The 15,916-nt window shown below is 63.3% G+C and carries 14 protein-coding genes and 1 tRNA gene; 6 read left to right on the top strand and 9 right to left on the bottom strand.

Annotated features, from left to right (window positions below):
• Positions 1-155 precede the first annotated feature (155 nt).
• Positions 156-3,650, top strand: coding sequence for a PAS domain-containing hybrid sensor histidine kinase/response regulator (locus AO692_RS25655; RefSeq protein WP_054312896.1), 3,495 nt, complete (start codon positions 156-158; stop codon positions 3,648-3,650).
• A gap of 240 nt (positions 3,651-3,890) precedes the next feature.
• Here the strand turns inward: AO692_RS25655 and AO692_RS25660 are convergent, their stop codons facing one another.
• Together AO692_RS25660 and AO692_RS25670 are read right to left on the bottom strand one after the other, a co-directional pair.
• A complete protein-coding gene (locus tag AO692_RS25660; RefSeq protein WP_054312922.1) occupies positions 3,891-4,550 on the bottom strand; it encodes a response regulator transcription factor in 660 nt (219 codons plus the stop codon).
• A 480-nt stretch (positions 4,551-5,030) separates the two neighbouring features.
• Positions 5,031-5,462: a hypothetical protein gene (locus AO692_RS25670; protein ID WP_054312898.1), complete on the bottom strand. Its 432-nt coding sequence runs from the start codon at positions 5,460-5,462 to the stop codon at positions 5,031-5,033.
• 110 nt (positions 5,463-5,572) lie between these two features.
• On the opposite strand from AO692_RS25670, the gene AO692_RS25675 reads away from it, so the two are divergent.
• Genes AO692_RS25675 through AO692_RS25685 form a run of 3 tightly spaced genes read left to right on the top strand, consistent with a single transcriptional unit; the run spans position 5,573 to position 7,959 of the window.
• Complete coding sequence (locus AO692_RS25675; protein ID WP_054312899.1) at positions 5,573-5,923, top strand: DUF952 domain-containing protein; 351 nt, start codon at positions 5,573-5,575, stop codon at positions 5,921-5,923.
• Positions 5,920-6,996, top strand: coding sequence for a quinone-dependent dihydroorotate dehydrogenase (locus tag AO692_RS25680; RefSeq protein WP_054312900.1), 1,077 nt, complete (start codon positions 5,920-5,922; stop codon positions 6,994-6,996). The genes AO692_RS25675 and AO692_RS25680 overlap by 4 nt, the downstream gene beginning before the upstream one ends.
• Before the next feature lie 9 nt (positions 6,997-7,005).
• The gene (locus AO692_RS25685) at positions 7,006-7,959 is read left to right on the top strand and encodes a phosphoribosylaminoimidazolesuccinocarboxamide synthase (RefSeq protein WP_054312901.1); all 954 of its coding nucleotides are present in this window, start codon (positions 7,006-7,008) and stop codon (positions 7,957-7,959) included.
• 133 nt (positions 7,960-8,092) lie between these two features.
• Here the strand turns inward: AO692_RS25685 and AO692_RS25690 are convergent, their stop codons facing one another.
• The 4 genes from AO692_RS25690 to AO692_RS25705 all read right to left on the bottom strand — a co-directional run bounded on the left by AO692_RS25690 (position 8,093) and on the right by AO692_RS25705 (position 12,492).
• Positions 8,093-9,424, bottom strand: a complete 1,332-nt coding sequence (locus AO692_RS25690; RefSeq protein WP_082407558.1) for an MFS transporter — start codon at positions 9,422-9,424, stop codon at positions 8,093-8,095.
• A gap of 40 nt (positions 9,425-9,464) precedes the next feature.
• The gene (locus AO692_RS25695; RefSeq protein ID WP_054312902.1) at positions 9,465-10,148 is read right to left on the bottom strand and encodes an RraA family protein; all 684 of its coding nucleotides are present in this window, start codon (positions 10,146-10,148) and stop codon (positions 9,465-9,467) included.
• A complete protein-coding gene (locus tag AO692_RS25700; RefSeq protein ID WP_082407559.1) occupies positions 10,145-10,879 on the bottom strand; it encodes a FadR/GntR family transcriptional regulator in 735 nt (244 codons plus the stop codon). The genes AO692_RS25695 and AO692_RS25700 overlap by 4 nt, the downstream gene beginning before the upstream one ends.
• A 275-nt stretch (positions 10,880-11,154) precedes the next feature.
• Positions 11,155-12,492, bottom strand: coding sequence for an MATE family efflux transporter (locus AO692_RS25705; RefSeq protein WP_054312924.1), 1,338 nt, complete (start codon positions 12,490-12,492; stop codon positions 11,155-11,157).
• Between the two features lie 120 nt (positions 12,493-12,612).
• Between AO692_RS25705 and AO692_RS25710 the strand changes: the two genes are divergently transcribed.
• Entirely contained in the window at positions 12,613-13,509 is an 897-nt protein-coding gene (locus tag AO692_RS25710; protein WP_054312904.1) for a histone deacetylase, read from the top strand.
• Between the two features lie 23 nt (positions 13,510-13,532).
• Here the strand turns inward: AO692_RS25710 and AO692_RS25715 are convergent, their stop codons facing one another.
• The gene (locus tag AO692_RS25715) at positions 13,533-13,796 is read right to left on the bottom strand and encodes a DUF6460 domain-containing protein (protein ID WP_054312905.1); all 264 of its coding nucleotides are present in this window, start codon (positions 13,794-13,796) and stop codon (positions 13,533-13,535) included.
• A 110-nt stretch (positions 13,797-13,906) separates the two neighbouring features.
• On the opposite strand from AO692_RS25715, the gene AO692_RS25720 reads away from it, so the two are divergent.
• Positions 13,907-13,980: transfer RNA gene (locus AO692_RS25720), tRNA-Gly, on the top strand.
• Positions 13,981-14,232: 252 nt separating this feature from the next.
• Here AO692_RS25720 and gfa read toward each other — a convergent pair.
• Entirely contained in the window at positions 14,233-14,808 is a 576-nt protein-coding gene (gene gfa / locus AO692_RS25725) for an S-(hydroxymethyl)glutathione synthase (protein ID WP_054312906.1), read from the bottom strand.
• 55 nt (positions 14,809-14,863) lie between these two features.
• Positions 14,864-15,916, bottom strand: a 1,053-nt coding sequence (locus AO692_RS25730) for an S-(hydroxymethyl)glutathione dehydrogenase/class III alcohol dehydrogenase (RefSeq protein WP_054312907.1), incomplete at its 5' end; no start/stop codon positions are given.

Consider the following 15,916-nt stretch of genomic DNA (forward strand, 5'->3'; position numbering starts at 1 on the left):
CAGAAACAATAACAAAAACGCACCGCAGCACGAGCAAAAACGAAACGTAGAGTTGCGATGCGTCGGCTGTGGGGTCGCACCCAAGGTCGTAATGGACAGTTCTGTGAAGCTGTGATTGCCTCGAAGCGACAATTGGTCAGGGAGGAACATCCGGCGTGCAGGGCTGGTTCATCGTCATCATAGCGCTCGCCTATGTGACGCTGCTGTTCGCGGTGGCCAGCATCGGCGACCGGCGCGCCGCTGTAAGCGGGCCCGGCCGGCCACGGCCGCTGATCTATGCGCTCAGCCTTGCCATCTACTGTACCTCCTGGACCTTCTTCGGTTCGGTCGGGCTGTCGTCCGGGCGCGGCTGGGAATTCCTCGGCATCTATATCGGCCCGGTGCTTTTGTTCACCTTCGGCTTTCCGCTGCTGTCGCGCATCGTGCGGCTGGCCAAGGCCGAAAAGATCACTTCGGTGGCCGACTTCCTCGGCGCCCGCTACGGCAAGAGCTTTACCGTGGCGGCGATCGCCACACTCATCGCAACCGTCGGCGCAGTGCCCTATATCGCGCTGCAGCTGAAGGCGATCTCCGGCTCGGTCAGCCTGATGGTCGAGCACTATTCCGGTTCGCCGCCTTCCTTCGATCCGTTCGTTTCCGACATATCGCTGATCGTGGCGATGCTGCTGGCTGTCTTCGCCGTGCTGTTCGGCACGCGCCACGCCGATGCCACCGAACACCAGGACGGCCTGGTGCTGGCGGTCGCCGTGGAATCGGTGGTGAAACTGGCCGCCTTCGTTGCCATCGGCCTGCTCGTCACTTTCCTGATCTTCGGCGGTCCCGGCGACATGCTCGACCGGCTCAGCGCCAACGCCCAGGTGCAGCAGGCGATGAGCTACCGAACCTCGCTTGCCACCTGGCTGGTGCTGACGGGCCTCAGCGCCTTCGCCATCGTGATGCTGCCACGCCAGTTCTACGTGATGATCGTCGAGAACCGCAGCCAGCGCGAATTGCGCACCGCCACCTGGGTCTTCCCGCTCTACCTCATCGCCATCAACCTGTTCGTGCTGCCGATCGCATTGGCCGGGCTGACCGTTGTCGGCGACCGCACATCGAGCGATCTCTACGTGCTGTCGCTGCCGTTGCTCGGCGGCCATGACGGGCTGGCGATGGCCGCCTTCATCGGCGGGCTTTCCGCAGCCACGGCCATGGTCATCGTGGAGAGCGTGGCGCTCGCCATCATGATCTCCAACGACCTCGTCATCCCCCTGTTCGTGCGCCGTGTGCTGAAGAACAGCGCATCGGAAAACGAGGACTGGTCGACGCTCATCCTCAATGTGCGGCGCGGCTCCATCTTCATCGTGCTGTTCATCGCCTTCCTCTACTACCGCGCTTCGACCGACAGCGCCCGCCTCTCCTCCATAGGCCTGATGTCGTTCGCGGCGATCGCACAGTTCGCGCCGGCCCTGATCGGCGGCCTGATCTGGCGCCGCGCCAATGGAAGGGGTGCCGCGCTCGGCATGGTGGCAGGCATTGCGGTGTGGGCCTATACGCTGCTGTTTCCCTCGCTCGCAGCACCCGACAACGCCATCGTGGCCAACGGTTTGTTCGGCATCGAGGCGCTGAGGCCACAGGCCCTTTTCGGTACGGTCGCCGAACCGCTCAACCACGGCGTGATGTGGAGCCTGTCGATCAACGCGCTGTTTTTCGTTCTGGGCTCCCTGTCACGCATTTCCGTGCCGCTGGAGCGCATTCAGGCAGCGATCTTCGTGCCGCGCGATACGGGCCCGATGCCCAGCCTGCGCCGCTTCCGCACCGCCACGACGGTCAACGACCTCAAGGACACGATCGGCCGTTATCTCGGCGTCGAGCGCACGGAACGGTCGTTCCAGAGTTTCGAGCGCGACAACGGCATCACCCTGTACGGCAACGAGCAGGCCAGCATGGAGGTGATCCGCTTTTCCGAACAGCTGCTGGCGAGCGCTGTCGGCTCGTCTTCGGCACGGCTGGTCCTGTCGCTCTTGTTTCGCCGCAACGACCGCGAATCCAAGGACGCGTTTCGCCTGCTCGACGACGCGACGGAAGCTCTCCAGCACAACCGTGACCTGCTTCAGATAGCCCTCGACCAGATGGAGCAAGGGATCACCGTCTTCGACCGCGACTTCCGCCTGATCTGCTGGAACCGGCAGTACCGCGCCTTGTTCGACCTGCCTGACGACATGGGCCAGGTCGGCGTGTCGCTCGATCAGATCCTGCGCCATCTCGCCGACCGTGGCGACATCTTGCAGGAAACGCGGCTGACGGTGCTCGACCGGCTCGCGAATTTCGCCGGCCCCTGGCAGATGGAACTCAGGACCAGCGGCCGCATCCTGGAACTGCGCTCGAACCCGATGCCGGATGGCGGGCTGGTCGCGACCTATGCCGACATCTCGGCACGCGTGGAGGCGGACCTTGCGCTGAAACGCGCCAATGAATCGCTGGAGCAGCGCGTCAAGAGCCGCACCGCCGAGCTTACCCGCGTCAACGAAGAACTGGCGCAGGCGCAGATGCTGGCCGAGGAAGCCAATCTCGGCAAAACGCGCTTCCTGGCCGCCGCCGGCCACGACATCCTGCAGCCGCTGAATGCCGCGCGGCTCTATTGCGCCTCGCTGATAGAAAAGGCCGGCAAGGGCGTCGCCGGCCAGGCGGCGATGAACATCGAGTCCTCGCTGGAATCTGTGGAAACCATCCTGGGTGCCGTGCTCGACATTTCGCGGCTCGACGCCGGCGCGATGAAGCCGGAAGAAACGACGTTCCGGCTCGATGGCCTGCTTGCCCAGATCGGCACCGACTTCAAGCCGCTCGCCGCAAAAAAACAGCTGAAGCTGACCATCATGCCCTCATCGCTGTCGGTGACCACCGACCGTAACCTGTTGCGCCGCCTCATCCAGAACCTGGTTTCCAACGCGATCAAATACACCCGCAAGGGCCAGATCCTCGTCGGGGTACGGCGGCGCGGCGAACTGGCCGAGGTGCAGGTGATCGACACCGGCATCGGCATCGCCGGCGACAAGCTGAACACGGTGTTCCGCGAATTCACCCGGCTGGACGAGGGCGCGCGCGAGGCGCAAGGGCTGGGCCTCGGCCTTTCCATCGTCGATCGTATCGCGCGCGTGCTGAGGCTCGAGATCAGGCTGTTCTCCAACCAGGGCAAGGGCACCCGCTTCTCGATCGTGCTGCCGCTGGCGGAAGCAGCCGAAGCCGCGCCCGAAGTCCGGCCACGCCCCCCTGCCCGCGCCGGCTCGACACTGGCGGGCCTGACGGTCGCCTGCATCGACAATGACGCGCGCATCCTGGAGGGCATGCGGCTTTTGATAGAAGGCTGGGGCTGCACGGTGACAACTTTTTCCGGCTCGGCCGATTTTCAGGCAAGGGGGGACAAGGCACCTCAACCCGACCTCATCCTGGCCGACTACCATCTCGATGGAGAAACCGGGCTCGACGTGATTGTCCGGCTGCGTCGGCATTACCGCGACGCGATACCTGCGGTCCTGGTGACGGCGGACCGTTCGGGCGAAGTGCGCATGGCGGCGGCCGAACTCGATGTTCCGGTGATCAACAAACCCGTGAAACCGGCTGCGCTGCGCACCATGATGGCGCGCGTGAAACCGCTGGCGCCGGCAGCGGAATAGGTTGGCTGGTCCGTCTTATTCGCCGCGCAAAAGATCCCCTCTCCGTCTCGGGCTTCGCCCGATCCACCTCTCCCCGCCTTCGGCAGGACGAGGAATCGCTGTCGCGACGCCGGCGCTTCTCCAGCCTGGGTTCCTCGCCCCCATGAAATGGGGGAGAGGTGGATCGGCGAAGCCGAGACGGAGAGGGGGCTATAGCGCAGAACCCAGCAGGCACTCGATCATTGCGGAATGCCCAAGAACCTAACTGCCACCCTGGAGCGGGTCGGTGCCGATCTTGGACAGCTGGATCACCGCCTGCGTGCGGCTGTCGACATCGAGCTTCTGCAGGATCGCGGAGACATGTGCCTTGATCGTGGCTTCCGAGACGTTGAGTTCGTAAGCGATCTGCTTGTTGAGCAGCCCTTCGCCCAGCATGCCGAGCACCCGCGTCTGCTGCGGGGTCAGCGTCTGCAGGCGCTTGATGAGGTCGGAGATTTCCGGGTCGCGTTCGACGCCGAGATCGATGCCCGCGGGGGCGGCGATATCTCCGGCGAGGACGGACTTCACCGCGTCGCGGATCTCTTCCATGCTGGCCGATTTCGAGATGAAACCCGAAGCGCCAAGTTCCAGCGCGCGGCGGATGGTGACGGGATCGTCATGCGCCGAGACTACGACCATCGGCACCGACGGGTGGATGCCGCGCAAGGCAACCAGGCCAGAGAGACCGCTGGCGCCGGGCATCGACAGGTCGAGCAGCAGGAGATCGATATCCTCATTGACGGTAACCAGCGCCTTGACGCTTTCGAAGTCGCCGGCCTCATGGATAGCGCCAACGTCGCCGACGCCGGCAAGCGCTGCCTTGAGGGCACCACGAAACAAGGGGTGATCGTCAGCGATGACGAAGCTGTAGCCTGCCGGCAAATGGTCCTCCCCGATCCCTGTCTTCTCCCGCAGGATCAAGCGGACTGGATTATGCGGTCACGGCCGGCGTTTTCAAGCGGCAAAGATCGTGGCGGGTATTTTCCAACAGGCAGTCCCGCAAGCAGCAGGAAACGAAGCATGGCCAATTGCGACATTATCATCGACGTTCCGGAATGGATCCCCGACACTCTCCGCTCCCTCCGGTCGCTCACGAGGTCGAGGATGACGAAGTTCCTGCGCCTTGCGTCATCTGCGAACGTTGGTGTCATCTCCAACACCGGTGTCATCGCCAGCGTTGGAGATTGGCCGAAACATCCATCCTCCCGTCATCCTCGACCTCCTAGGGAGCGAAGCGACTGGAGAGTGTCGGGGATCCATTCCGGAACGCTGAAGAAACGACAGGGACCAGCCCGAAGCAGGTAAGTCGAAGGACCAAGCTAGCCGTCCAGCCAGGGAAAACCGGCTGGCAATCCAACCCATTCAGGTCTTCTGCAGTCCCGGCTTGGTCGGATCGGTGTCCTTTTCCATGTCCTTGACGATGCCCATGAAGCCGCGCACGAAACGCTCCATGTAACCCATCGTCTTGTTGAACTCCTCTTCGGACGGCAGTTTGGATTCCAGCCGCGCCGCCAGCGAGTTCTCGAGCTTGGTGACACGCTCGTCCAGCGTCTTGATCGTGCCCTGCAGCCGGTCCACTTCGTCCTGGAAAGCACTGCGCTCGTCGGCGGCGACACGGCACACCAGTTGGCCGTCGCGCTCATTGCAGATCGACATCGCGCCGGTCTGCGTATCCATGCGCACGTAACCTTCGTTGGTCTTTTCCAGCTTGAAGCGATTGGCGTCTTCGGCGAGCGCGGGAGCCGCGAGAAACCCGGCCAATGCGGCTGGAACGATGAGCCTTTCGATACGCATGGTGTTCTCCTTCAGCCGTTTCGCGCAGTGTGGTCGCGCTTTATGCCAGAAATGGGGAGAGCGCGGATCGCGCTCTTTCCCGGCCGCCACAATCGGACTATAGCGCTGCCATGTCACGATTTATCTACAAGATCGCGCCGCAGTCGCTGTGGCAGGAAGCCGAAGCCGCCGGCCGTTTCACCGGCGCCCCTATCGACCTTGCCGACGGGTACATCCACTTCTCGACAGGCGCCCAGGTCAAGGAAACGGCGGCCCGCTATTTCGCCGGACTGGACGACCTGGTGCTGGTGGCGCTCGACGAGGCGAAGCTCGGGCCGGCGCTGAAATACGAGGTTTCGCGCGGCGGCGATCTGTTCCCGCACCTCTATGCCGAATTCACGCTCGATGCCGTGGCCTGGGTGAAGCCGCTGCCGCTCGACGCCGACGGCAACCATGTGTTTCCGCTGTTGGAGGCCGAATGAGCCTGATCGACCGCATCGGCCAGCAGGTCCTGTTCAGCTTCGATCCCGAGACAGCGCACGGACTTTCCATCACCGCCCTGCGCTGCGGCATGCCGGTGGCTTCGCGCCCGCCGCGCGACGCACGCCTCAAGGTCAGCTTGTGCGGCCTGGATTTCCCGAACCCGCTCGGCATGGCCGCGGGTTACGACAAGAACGCCGAGGTGCCGGACGCGCTGCTTGGCCTCGGCTTCGGCTTTGCCGAGGTCGGCACGGTGACGCCGCTGGCGCAGGCGGGCAACCCGAAGCCGCGCATCTTCCGCCTGACCCGCGACGAGGCAGTGATCAACCGGCTGGGTTTCAACAATGAAGGCCATGACGCGGCCGAAAAGCGCCTGCTGGCCCGTAGAGGGCGCGGTGGCATCGTCGGCGTGAACATCGGCGCCAACAAGGACAGCGCCGACCGTAGCGGCGACTATGAAAAGGGCGTCACACGCTTCGCGGCGCTGGCTTCCTATCTCACCGTCAATATCTCCTCGCCCAACACGCCCGGCCTGCGCAACATGCAGGCGCGCGAGCAATTGGGGGAACTGCTGTCGCGTGTCATGGCGGCGCGGGCCAAGGCGGCAAGCCAGCCGCCAATGTTCCTGAAGATCGCGCCCGATCTGGTCGAGGCCGAGCTCGAGGACATCGCTGCGGAGGTCACCGAAAAAGCGGTGGACGGTGTCATCGTCTCCAACACGACGATAACGCGCCCGACGCTGAAGAGCGCTGCCCATGCCGGCGAAACGGGTGGGCTTTCCGGCAAGCCGCTGTTCGAACGCTCGACGGCGGTGCTGGCCCGGATGCGCAAGCTGCTCGGCCCGGACCGCGCCATCATCGGCGTCGGCGGCGTCGACTCCACCGAAACCGCGCTGGAAAAGATCCGCGCCGGCGCCGACCTCGTCCAGCTCTACACCGGCATGATCTATGCTGGCCCGGCGCTGCCGGGGCGCATCGTCACCGGCATGCTGCGCACGGTGGAGAAGGACGGCCTGAAATCCATCCGCGACCTGCGCGACAGCAGACTGGCCGAGTGGCTGGCCAAGCCGATCTAGGAGCCCAAGATGAGCGCTTCACCAACACTCTCGGATGCCTTCATCCCCGAGCTTCCCAACTATTACAAAGGCAAGGTCCGCGAGAATTACGATCTGCCGGATGGCCGCCGTATCATCATCGCGACCGACCGTCTCAGCGCCTTCGATATCGTCCTGGCTTCGATCCCGTTCAAAGGCCAGGTCCTGACCCAGACGGCCCGTTACTGGTTCGAGGAAACCGCGGATATCTGCCCGAACCACGTGCTGGATTATCCCGACCCCAATGTCGTCATCGGCACCCGGCTCGACATCCTGCCCGTCGAAATCGTCGTCCGCGGCTATCTTGCCGGAACCACCAGCACGTCGGTCCTGACGAAATACCGAAACGGCGAACGCGACATGTATGGCGTTCGCCTGCCCGATGGCCTTCGCGACAACGAGAAGCTTCCGCAGACGATCATCACGCCGACCAGCAAGGCCTTCGACGGGGGCCACGACGAGCCGCTGTCCCGCACGGAGATCCTCGAACGAGGCCTCCTGACGGAAGCGCAGTGGAAAACCGTCTCGGACTACGCCCTGGCGCTTTTCGCGCGCGGCCAGGCCCGTGCCGCGGAGCGCGGTCTGATCCTGGTCGACACCAAATATGAGTTCGGCACGGACAGGGAAGGAAAGATCGTCCTGGCCGATGAGATCCATACCCCCGACAGCAGCCGCTACTGGATCGCGGAAAGCTACGGGAAGAGTTTCGAAACCGGCGAGCGACCGCGCAGCTTCGACAAGGATTTCATTCGCGCCTGGGTGGCGGAGCGTTGCGATCCATACAAGGACGCCATTCCGGAAATCCCCGCGGAACTCATTCAACAGACGTCGGAGGTCTATAAACAGGCCTACGAAGTCATCACCGGGAAGGCCTTCGTCCCCGATCTTTCCGGCGCTACAGTGCTGGACCGGGTTCGCAGCAATCTGCGGCCGTACTTTTCCTGATACCGGCTTGAACGGGCAGGCCCGCCCTGCAATCCGGAACCGTTTCCAAGAAAGACGGACACGCAGAAACCAACCTTTTGTTTTTACGCAATTCCGGACGGAAAACCGCTACGCACTTTTCCTGGAATTGCTCTTAGTCGTGCGCTGAAAGGTGCCGGACTGCAAGCACCGAGACGATCGTCAGCGCGCAACACAACATCAGGTAGAGGGCCACATAGGTGGGACGGCCATCACCATACTGGACAAGCGCCGAGGCGATGAGCGGCGTGGGTCCGGCGACGAGGACGCCGTTGAGCTCGCGTGTGACGGCTATTCCCGAGAAGCGGTAGCGGGTCGGGAAGAGGTTGGCGAGGAAGGCTCCCTGCGCGCCCGCCATGCCACCGAATCCTATTCCATAGCAAAGGCCCATGGCGATCGCTGCCAGGACGATATTGCGCGTGTCGAGCGCCCAAAACAGCGGGAAGGCGAAGACAAGCACGAACCCGGCACCGAGCATATAGACTTTCGCGCTGCCGATCCGGTCGGCAAGCATGCCGAGCAGCGGCGCGCCGACGATGCCGCAGACGGTGGCGACCACCGTGGCGGTCAGGCTCGACGTCCGCGACATGCCGAGCGTGTTCGTCATGTAGCTGAGGGCAAACGCGCTCAGAATATAGGCATTCGCGTTGTGGCCGGTGACCGTGAGAAACCCGAACACCACCTCCCGGGGGCTGCCACGCAAGAGGGCGCCGACCGGCACCTTCTGTTCGTGCCTGCGCGTTTCGGCGTTTTCCATTGCCGCCTTGTATTCGGGCGTCTCGTCCAACTGGTTGCGGATATAGAGGGCCACGACAAAGAGAAGAGCCGAAACGAGAAAAGGCACGCGCCAGAGCCAGCCTAGCAGCATCTCTTCCGGCACATAGGAAATCGCCAGGAACGCCAGGGTCGCCAGCATGATGCCGACGACGGTGGCAGCGTTCGGGATCGCGGTGTAGAAGGCGCGCTTGTCGGCCGGCGCATATTCGGCGACCAGCGTGATCGCGCCGGCGAGTTCCGCCCCTGCCCCGAACCCCTGCAACAGCCGCAGCAGGATGAGAAGAATCGGCGCCAGAATGCCGACCTGGGCATGGACAGGCAGGAAGCCCATGGCGACGGTAGCCGCCCCCATCAGCGAGATCGACAAGATCAAGGCGGGCTTGCGGCCGAACCGGTCGCCGATATGCGAGATGACGAGGCCGCCAAGCGGGCGGATGAAATATCCCACGGCAAAGGTCGCGAAGGCGGCGAGCACCCCGTTGACCGGCGACAGATCGGGAAAGAAGAGCTTGCTTATGATCAGACCGGACGCCGCCCCGTAGAGCGCGTAGTCATACCATTCGATGACCGTGCCGACGGTTGCTGCCGTGACCGCGCGGCGAATGTTCGCGGCCTTTGCTGCTTCTTTCGCCGGCAGCGCGCCGCGCATGGTCGATTCGGTCTGCGTCATTGGTTTGCCTTCCGTCATCGTCCGCTCTTTTGCCCCGACCTCACATGATTCCAGTCTTGGCGAAGATTTCGACGGTCGATGTGCCTGCAAGGATCATCGAGCGCACCTCTTCCTCGCCTCGCACCTTGGCCAACGCACTTTCCAGCACCTTTGTCTCGTGCTTCCGGGGGACGATGACGACGCCGTCGATATCACCGACGACGAGATCGCCCGGTTCGACGCGGCAGCCATTTCCAAATTCGATCGGACAGCGATAATCGATGACGCGTCCGCGAACGCGCTGGTCCTGGGCATAGGAGCCGTTCGAAAAAACGGGAAAGCCGAGCGCCAGGATCTCATGCGTGTCGCGGTGAAATCCATCGACGACCGCGCCGAGCCCGCCAAGGGCCTTCGCCTTGGTGCTCATCAGACCGCCCCAAAGCGCGTAGCGTGGGGAGGATCCCGTGCAGATGTAGATCTCCCCCGGCTGCAGGCTGTCCAGAGCCTCGAACATCAGGCCAAAAGCACCGCTGTTTGCGCTTTCGTCGCTGGCGCAGTCTGCTTCGAGCACCGGCATCGCACGTCCAACGATCTTCGTGCCGGGCACCTGCATTCTGATCGCGGGCGGAAGGAACTGATGCCTGAGGCCCAAGGCGTCCATCACGTCGCCGAGCACGGCGGTGAAGAGGTTCTCGCGAACGAGCTCGAAAGTCCTGGCATCGGCGTCGCTGATCTTCTGCGTCATTCTGTCGTTTTCTCCTGCTCATCGCGTTCAAGCCGGCCTTGTGCGGACGCAAAATGCGCTCGCATATGCCGGGAGGCGGCTTCGGAGTCGCCGGCAATGACGGCCTCCGCAATCTTGAGATGCAATTCAACGATCTCCGTCCATTCGGCATCGTTTTTCGCCTGCCAAAGGCCAGTGCGGCTCGACTCCAGCGACACATTCGCGATGCCGGCCAGAATGCATGCGAGCAGGATATTTCCGGTGGCGTTTGCGATCACCCGATGAAATGCCATGTCGTGCCGTGAAAAAGCATCGACGTCGCCGACGGAGGCTTCGAGCTTCGGCAAAAGCGCCTTCAGCGCCTCGATGTCTTCATCGCGCCGATGACGTGCGGCAAGCACGACCGCCTGCTCTTCCAACGGCTTGCGGACCTCAAGCACCTTCAGCATCGAAACCTGGCCCGTCACCAGGGCGTGGTTGACGAGCACGGAAAACGGCCCCTCCGCGAGGGAATGGACGGTGGGCAGCTTGCCGCTGACGATCTGGATCAGCCCGCGTCCGGCAAGCGTGTTGGTCGCCTCACGAACGGCCGGCCGGCTCACCCCCAGAAGGCGTGCCAGTTCGACTTCGCTCGGCAAAGAATCGCCCGGCGACAGGCGGTTCTCCACGATATGGCGCACGATGTGGTCGGCCACCTGTTCGGACAGCCGCCTTTGCCTGAGCGGTTCGAGGGGAACATCCAGTTTAGACATGGCTGACAAATGCACGCCTTTAGCATACCTGTCAACCTGTCAGACAGGATACGAAAAATCGTGACCGAACCGCCGACGCATGTGATCCGCGAGATTGCAGCAGCAGCGGGTCGGCCAAGGGGAATTGTCGGCTGCAGGCAGCGCCATTCGGTCTACGCGCGAGGACGCAGCGTCGAGAGCGTTTCCGTTTTTCCCGGAAACGCCGAAACGCTCTAACTCTTTGTTTTTACGCAAATTGCGGACGGAACCCGCAACGCACTTTTCCTGGAATTGCCCTAGAACGCCTGGCGTATCCGCCGCTGCATGATCGAATAGAGACTGATGCCGCGCACCAGCAGGAAGACATGCAGCGAGGCCCAGAGGCCATGATTGCCAAAGGCTGGCGTCAGCGTCAGCAAAGCCATGAGGAACACGCAGAACGACAGCAGCATCATGTTGCGCATGTCGCGTGACCAGGTGGCGCCGATGAAGACGCCATCCATCTGGAAGGCCAGCACGCCGCTCATTGCCGTGAAAGCCGCCCAGGGCAGATAGGTGTCGGCTATTGTGCGCACCGCATCCGAGGTGGTGACGACACCGACGAGCGCCGCCCCGCCGAACAGCAGCACCACGGTCGCCGTGCCGGCCAGCCCGTAGCCCCACCACAAAGTAAGCCGCACGGCACGCCGGAACGAGCTTTCGGCACGGGCGCCGATGGCGCGGCCGGCGAGTTGTTCGGCCGCGGTGGCAAAGCCGTCGAGGAAATAGCCGGCGATCAGGAAGAAATTCATCAGCACGGCATTTGCGGCGAGCGTGACGGTGCCAAACTGCGCGCCCTGGCGTGTGAACAGGGCAAAGGCGGCCAGCAGCGAGAAGGAGCGGATCATGATGTCGCGGTTCAGCGACATCATGTGTTTGTAGGCCGGCCAGTCGAGAATGCGGCTCAAGGGCAGGCGCCCGATGCGCGCAAAGCGTCTGAGCACGATCGCCAGCCCCAGCAGCATGGCACAGAACTCGCCGATCAGCGTTGCCCAGGCAACGCCCGCCACGCCCCAGTTAAGCTCAAGGCCAAGCACGATGCACAGTGCGATGTTGATGCCGTTGAGCACGATCTGCAGGAACAGGCCAAGGTTGCCCTCGCCGCGCCCGAGCACGTAGCCGAGGATGGCATAGTTGACGAGCGAAAAGGGTGCTGCCAGCAGGCGAATGCGGACGTAAGTGTCCATTGCTTCGCTGACGCGCGCATCGGCGCCCATGAACTTCTGGCCAAGCAAGGATACGACCGGCGCGAGCGCAGCAAGAACGACGCCGGCGACGACGGCGATCAGCACCGCACGCCAGAACACGGCCTGCTCCTCGGCGCCGTCGCCACGGCCGAAGGCCTGGGCGACCAGCCCGGTGGTACCGGAACGCAGGAAGTTGAAGGTGGTGAAGACGACGTCGAACGCCAGCGCTCCCGCGGCAAGCCCGCCCAGCAGCGCCGCATCGCCGAACTGGCCGACGACCGCGGTATCGACCAGGCCGAGCAGCGGTGTGGTGAGATAGGCGAGCGTCATCGGCACCGCGATGGCAAGCACCGAGCGGTTGGTGACGGAGAACGGCCGGCTCGCAGCCGCTGACGACGCCTGATCCAGCTTTCTCTCCCACGGAATGTCTTGAACGGGTGGCAGATGTGGCCCAATTTCGCCCTGCCACGCAACTGACATTGCGGCCCGGGCAATCGAATTGTCGTCCTGGCCCGAGGTATCCGCCGTTTGCCCCTGCAGATCGCCCACCATCCCGACTATGACGCCGGTTTCGCCGTCAACCACCGTTTCCCGATGAGCAAATATCCGCTGCTGATGCAGGCGCTGGTCGCGCGCGGGCTGGCGGAGGCGCTGCATCAGCCGAGGCAGGCAGCGCCGCAATGGCTTAAGCTTGCGCATGACGCTCTTTATGTCGATCAGGTCATCGGCTGCGCCGTTCCGGCCAGGATCGAGCGCGAGATCGGTTTTCCGGTCGGCCCCCGCGTTTCGCTGCGCGCCCAGCTTGCGGCGGCCGGCACGGTGCTGGCGGCACGGCTGGCGCTCGAACACGGCATCGCCTGCAATGCCGCCGGCGGCAGCCACCATGCCAGGCGCGCGCAAGGCGCAGGCTTCTGCACCTTCAACGATGTCGCCGTTGCCGCGCTGACGCTCATGGAGGAAGGCCTTGTCGCCAATGTGCTGGTGGTGGACCTCGACGTGCATCAGGGCGACGGCACTGCCGATATCCTGCGTGACGAGACGCGCGTCTTCACCTTTTCCATGCATGGCGAACGCAACTATCCGGTGCGCAAGATCGCATCCGATCTCGACATCGGGCTGCCCGACGGGATGCAGGACGACGCCTATCTGGAGCGGCTGGCCGATATCCTGCCGGAGCTTTCAAGCAGGCGACGCTGGGATCTTGTCTTCTACAATGCTGGTGTCGACGTGCATGCGGGGGACCGGCTTGGCCGGCTCTCGCTCAGCGATGCCGGCATCCGCGCCCGCGACAGGCTGGTGATCGAGCATTTCCGGGCGCGCGGCATGCCGCTGTGTGGCGTCATCGGCGGCGGCTATTCGACGGACGTGCCGACGCTTGCCGCCCGCCACGCCATCCTGTTCGAGGAGGCTGCCGCCGTGGCCTAGCGTTCAGGGCGCCGGGAACGCCCTTATTTGCGGTAGCTGGCCAGCCTGAGCAGGATGAAGGCCGGAATGACGATGGCCGCGCCGAGCAGGATGTAGCCGACGAAACGATCGACGGCACGGAAGCCGAGGTTCCACAGATCGACGAAGAAGTTGCGGATGCCATAGAGCACGTCGAACGGCGACCAGCCGAACGCGCTCATGACGATGCCGACGAGAAACGACACCACCAGCAGCTTCAAAAACACCTTGAGCGGGCTGTCGCCGAGAAAGCGGGTCAATGCGGACAAGGCTCTTCTCCTTCGAAGTTCCTCCGCTGAGATACGCGTTCGAGGCGCGCGCTTCAAGTTGCGGCTTTGTCATTGCCGTAAGCGCTGCGGCCATGCTAACGAGGCGACGCGCGGGTATGATGTAATGGTAGCCTGTCAGCTTCCCAAGCTGAACGCGCGGGTTCGATTCCCGCTACCCGCTCCAAATTTTCACAATCCAACCAGACGCAAGACGCGCGCTGACGGCAGGGCGAACCGAGCTGTCATCGCCTAACCGAGCAGCGCCAGGCAAGCTCACCGGACTCGTGCCGATGAGTGCCTTTGCTCGCGCTCCCGGCGCGAAGCAATTCCAAGAGAAGTATGTAACGGTTTTCCGTCCAGAATTGCGTAAAAACAAAGAGTTAGAGCGTTTCCGTCAACAGCGGAAACGCTCTAAGCCCAACCTGCAAAACCGACACTAGCTCGGAAGAGCTCCGGATTTCCTGGCTGTCCAGGTGGCGATGTAATCCATCAATCCGGGCGACAAGCAGTCATAGGGTTCAAGGCCGAGTTCTCTCAAGCGGGCGCGCACGCCATCCATCTCGGAGGGATCGACGCCCGACTCGATGATCGAGGAGACGAAGGCGGCAAAGCCCGGTTCGGCCCATCCGCCTTTCTCGAAGCGCTCAGGATGGATGAAATCCAGCCCCTTGAACGAATGGTCGCGCTCGACCGGACCATACATGTGCACGCCGCATTCCTTGCAGGCGTGTCTTTGGATCAGAGCGGAGGGGTCAACGACCGCCAACTTGTCACCGTTCTCGAGCACGGTGACATTCTCATGGGCAGCCACCGCGACAACGGAGAACCTGGCACCTTGCGGCTTCCAGCACTTCGTGCAGCCACAGGCATGGTTATGGGCGATCTGCCCCTTGATTGCCACCTTCACCGGCCGGCTGCTGCATGCGCAAACAAGCGTGCCGCCGCTGAAGCCAGCATCGCCCGGCTTTATCCCGCCGTCGAGTGCCGGATGTATCGTTACCGAATTGGTCATGATTTCCTCCTCTGCTTTCCCCTGTTTACTGTCGCGGATTACAGTCGCCACCGCCTCAATATAGCACGACGGACCGGATGCTCTTGCCCTCATGCATGAGATCGAAGCCCTTGTTGATCTCGTCGAGCTTCAGCGTGTGGGTGATCATCGGATCGATCTCGATCTTGCCGTCCATGTACCAGTCGACGATCTTCGGCACATCGGTGCGGCCGCGCGCGCCGCCGAACGCCGTGCCCATCCAGGTACGGCCCGTCACCAGTTGGAACGGGCGCGTCGAGATCTCCTGGCCGGCACCGGCAACACCGATGACGATCGACTTGCCCCAGCCGCGATGCGCCGCCTCCAGCGCCTGGCGCATCACCTTGGTGTTGCCCGTGCAGTCGAAGGTGTAGTCGGCACCGCCGATCTGGTCGGCGCCACGCTTGGTCAGGTTGACCAGGTAAGGCACGATGTCGCCATCGACCTCCTTCGGGTTGACGAAATGCGTCATGCCGAAGCGCTCGCCCCAGGCCTTCTTGTCGTTGTTGAGATCGACACCGATGATCATGTCGGCACCGGCAAGCCTCAGCCCCTGGATGACGTTCAGGCCAATGCCGCCGAGCCCGAACACCACAGCGGTCGCGCCCTCCTCCACCTTGGCGGTGTTGATGACGGCGCCGATGCCGGTGGTGACGCCGCAGCCGATGTAGCAGATCTTGTCGAACGGTGCGTCCGGGTTGACCTTGGCCAGCGCGATCTCGGGCAGCACCGTGAAATTCGAGAAGGTCGAGCAGCCCATATAGTGGAAGATCTTTTCCCCACCGATCGAGAAGCGCGAGCTGCCGTCCGGCATCAGGCCCTGGCCCTGGGTGGCGCGGATCGCCGTGCACAGGTTGGTCTTGCGCGACAGGCATGACGGGCACGAGCGGCATTCGGGCGTATAGAGCGGGATGACATGGTCGCCCTTCTTCAGGCTGGTCACCCCCTTGCCGACATCGACGACGACGCCGGCACCTTCATGGCCGAGGATCGCCGGGAAGATGCCTTCCGGATCGGCGCCCGACAGCGTGAACTCGTCGGTGTGGCAGATGCCGGTCGCCTTCACCTCAACCAGCACCTCGCCCTCGCG

The sequence above is a fragment of the Mesorhizobium sp. 1M-11 genome (assembly GCF_001303895.1).
GTDB lineage: Bacteria > Pseudomonadota > Alphaproteobacteria > Rhizobiales > Rhizobiaceae > Mesorhizobium.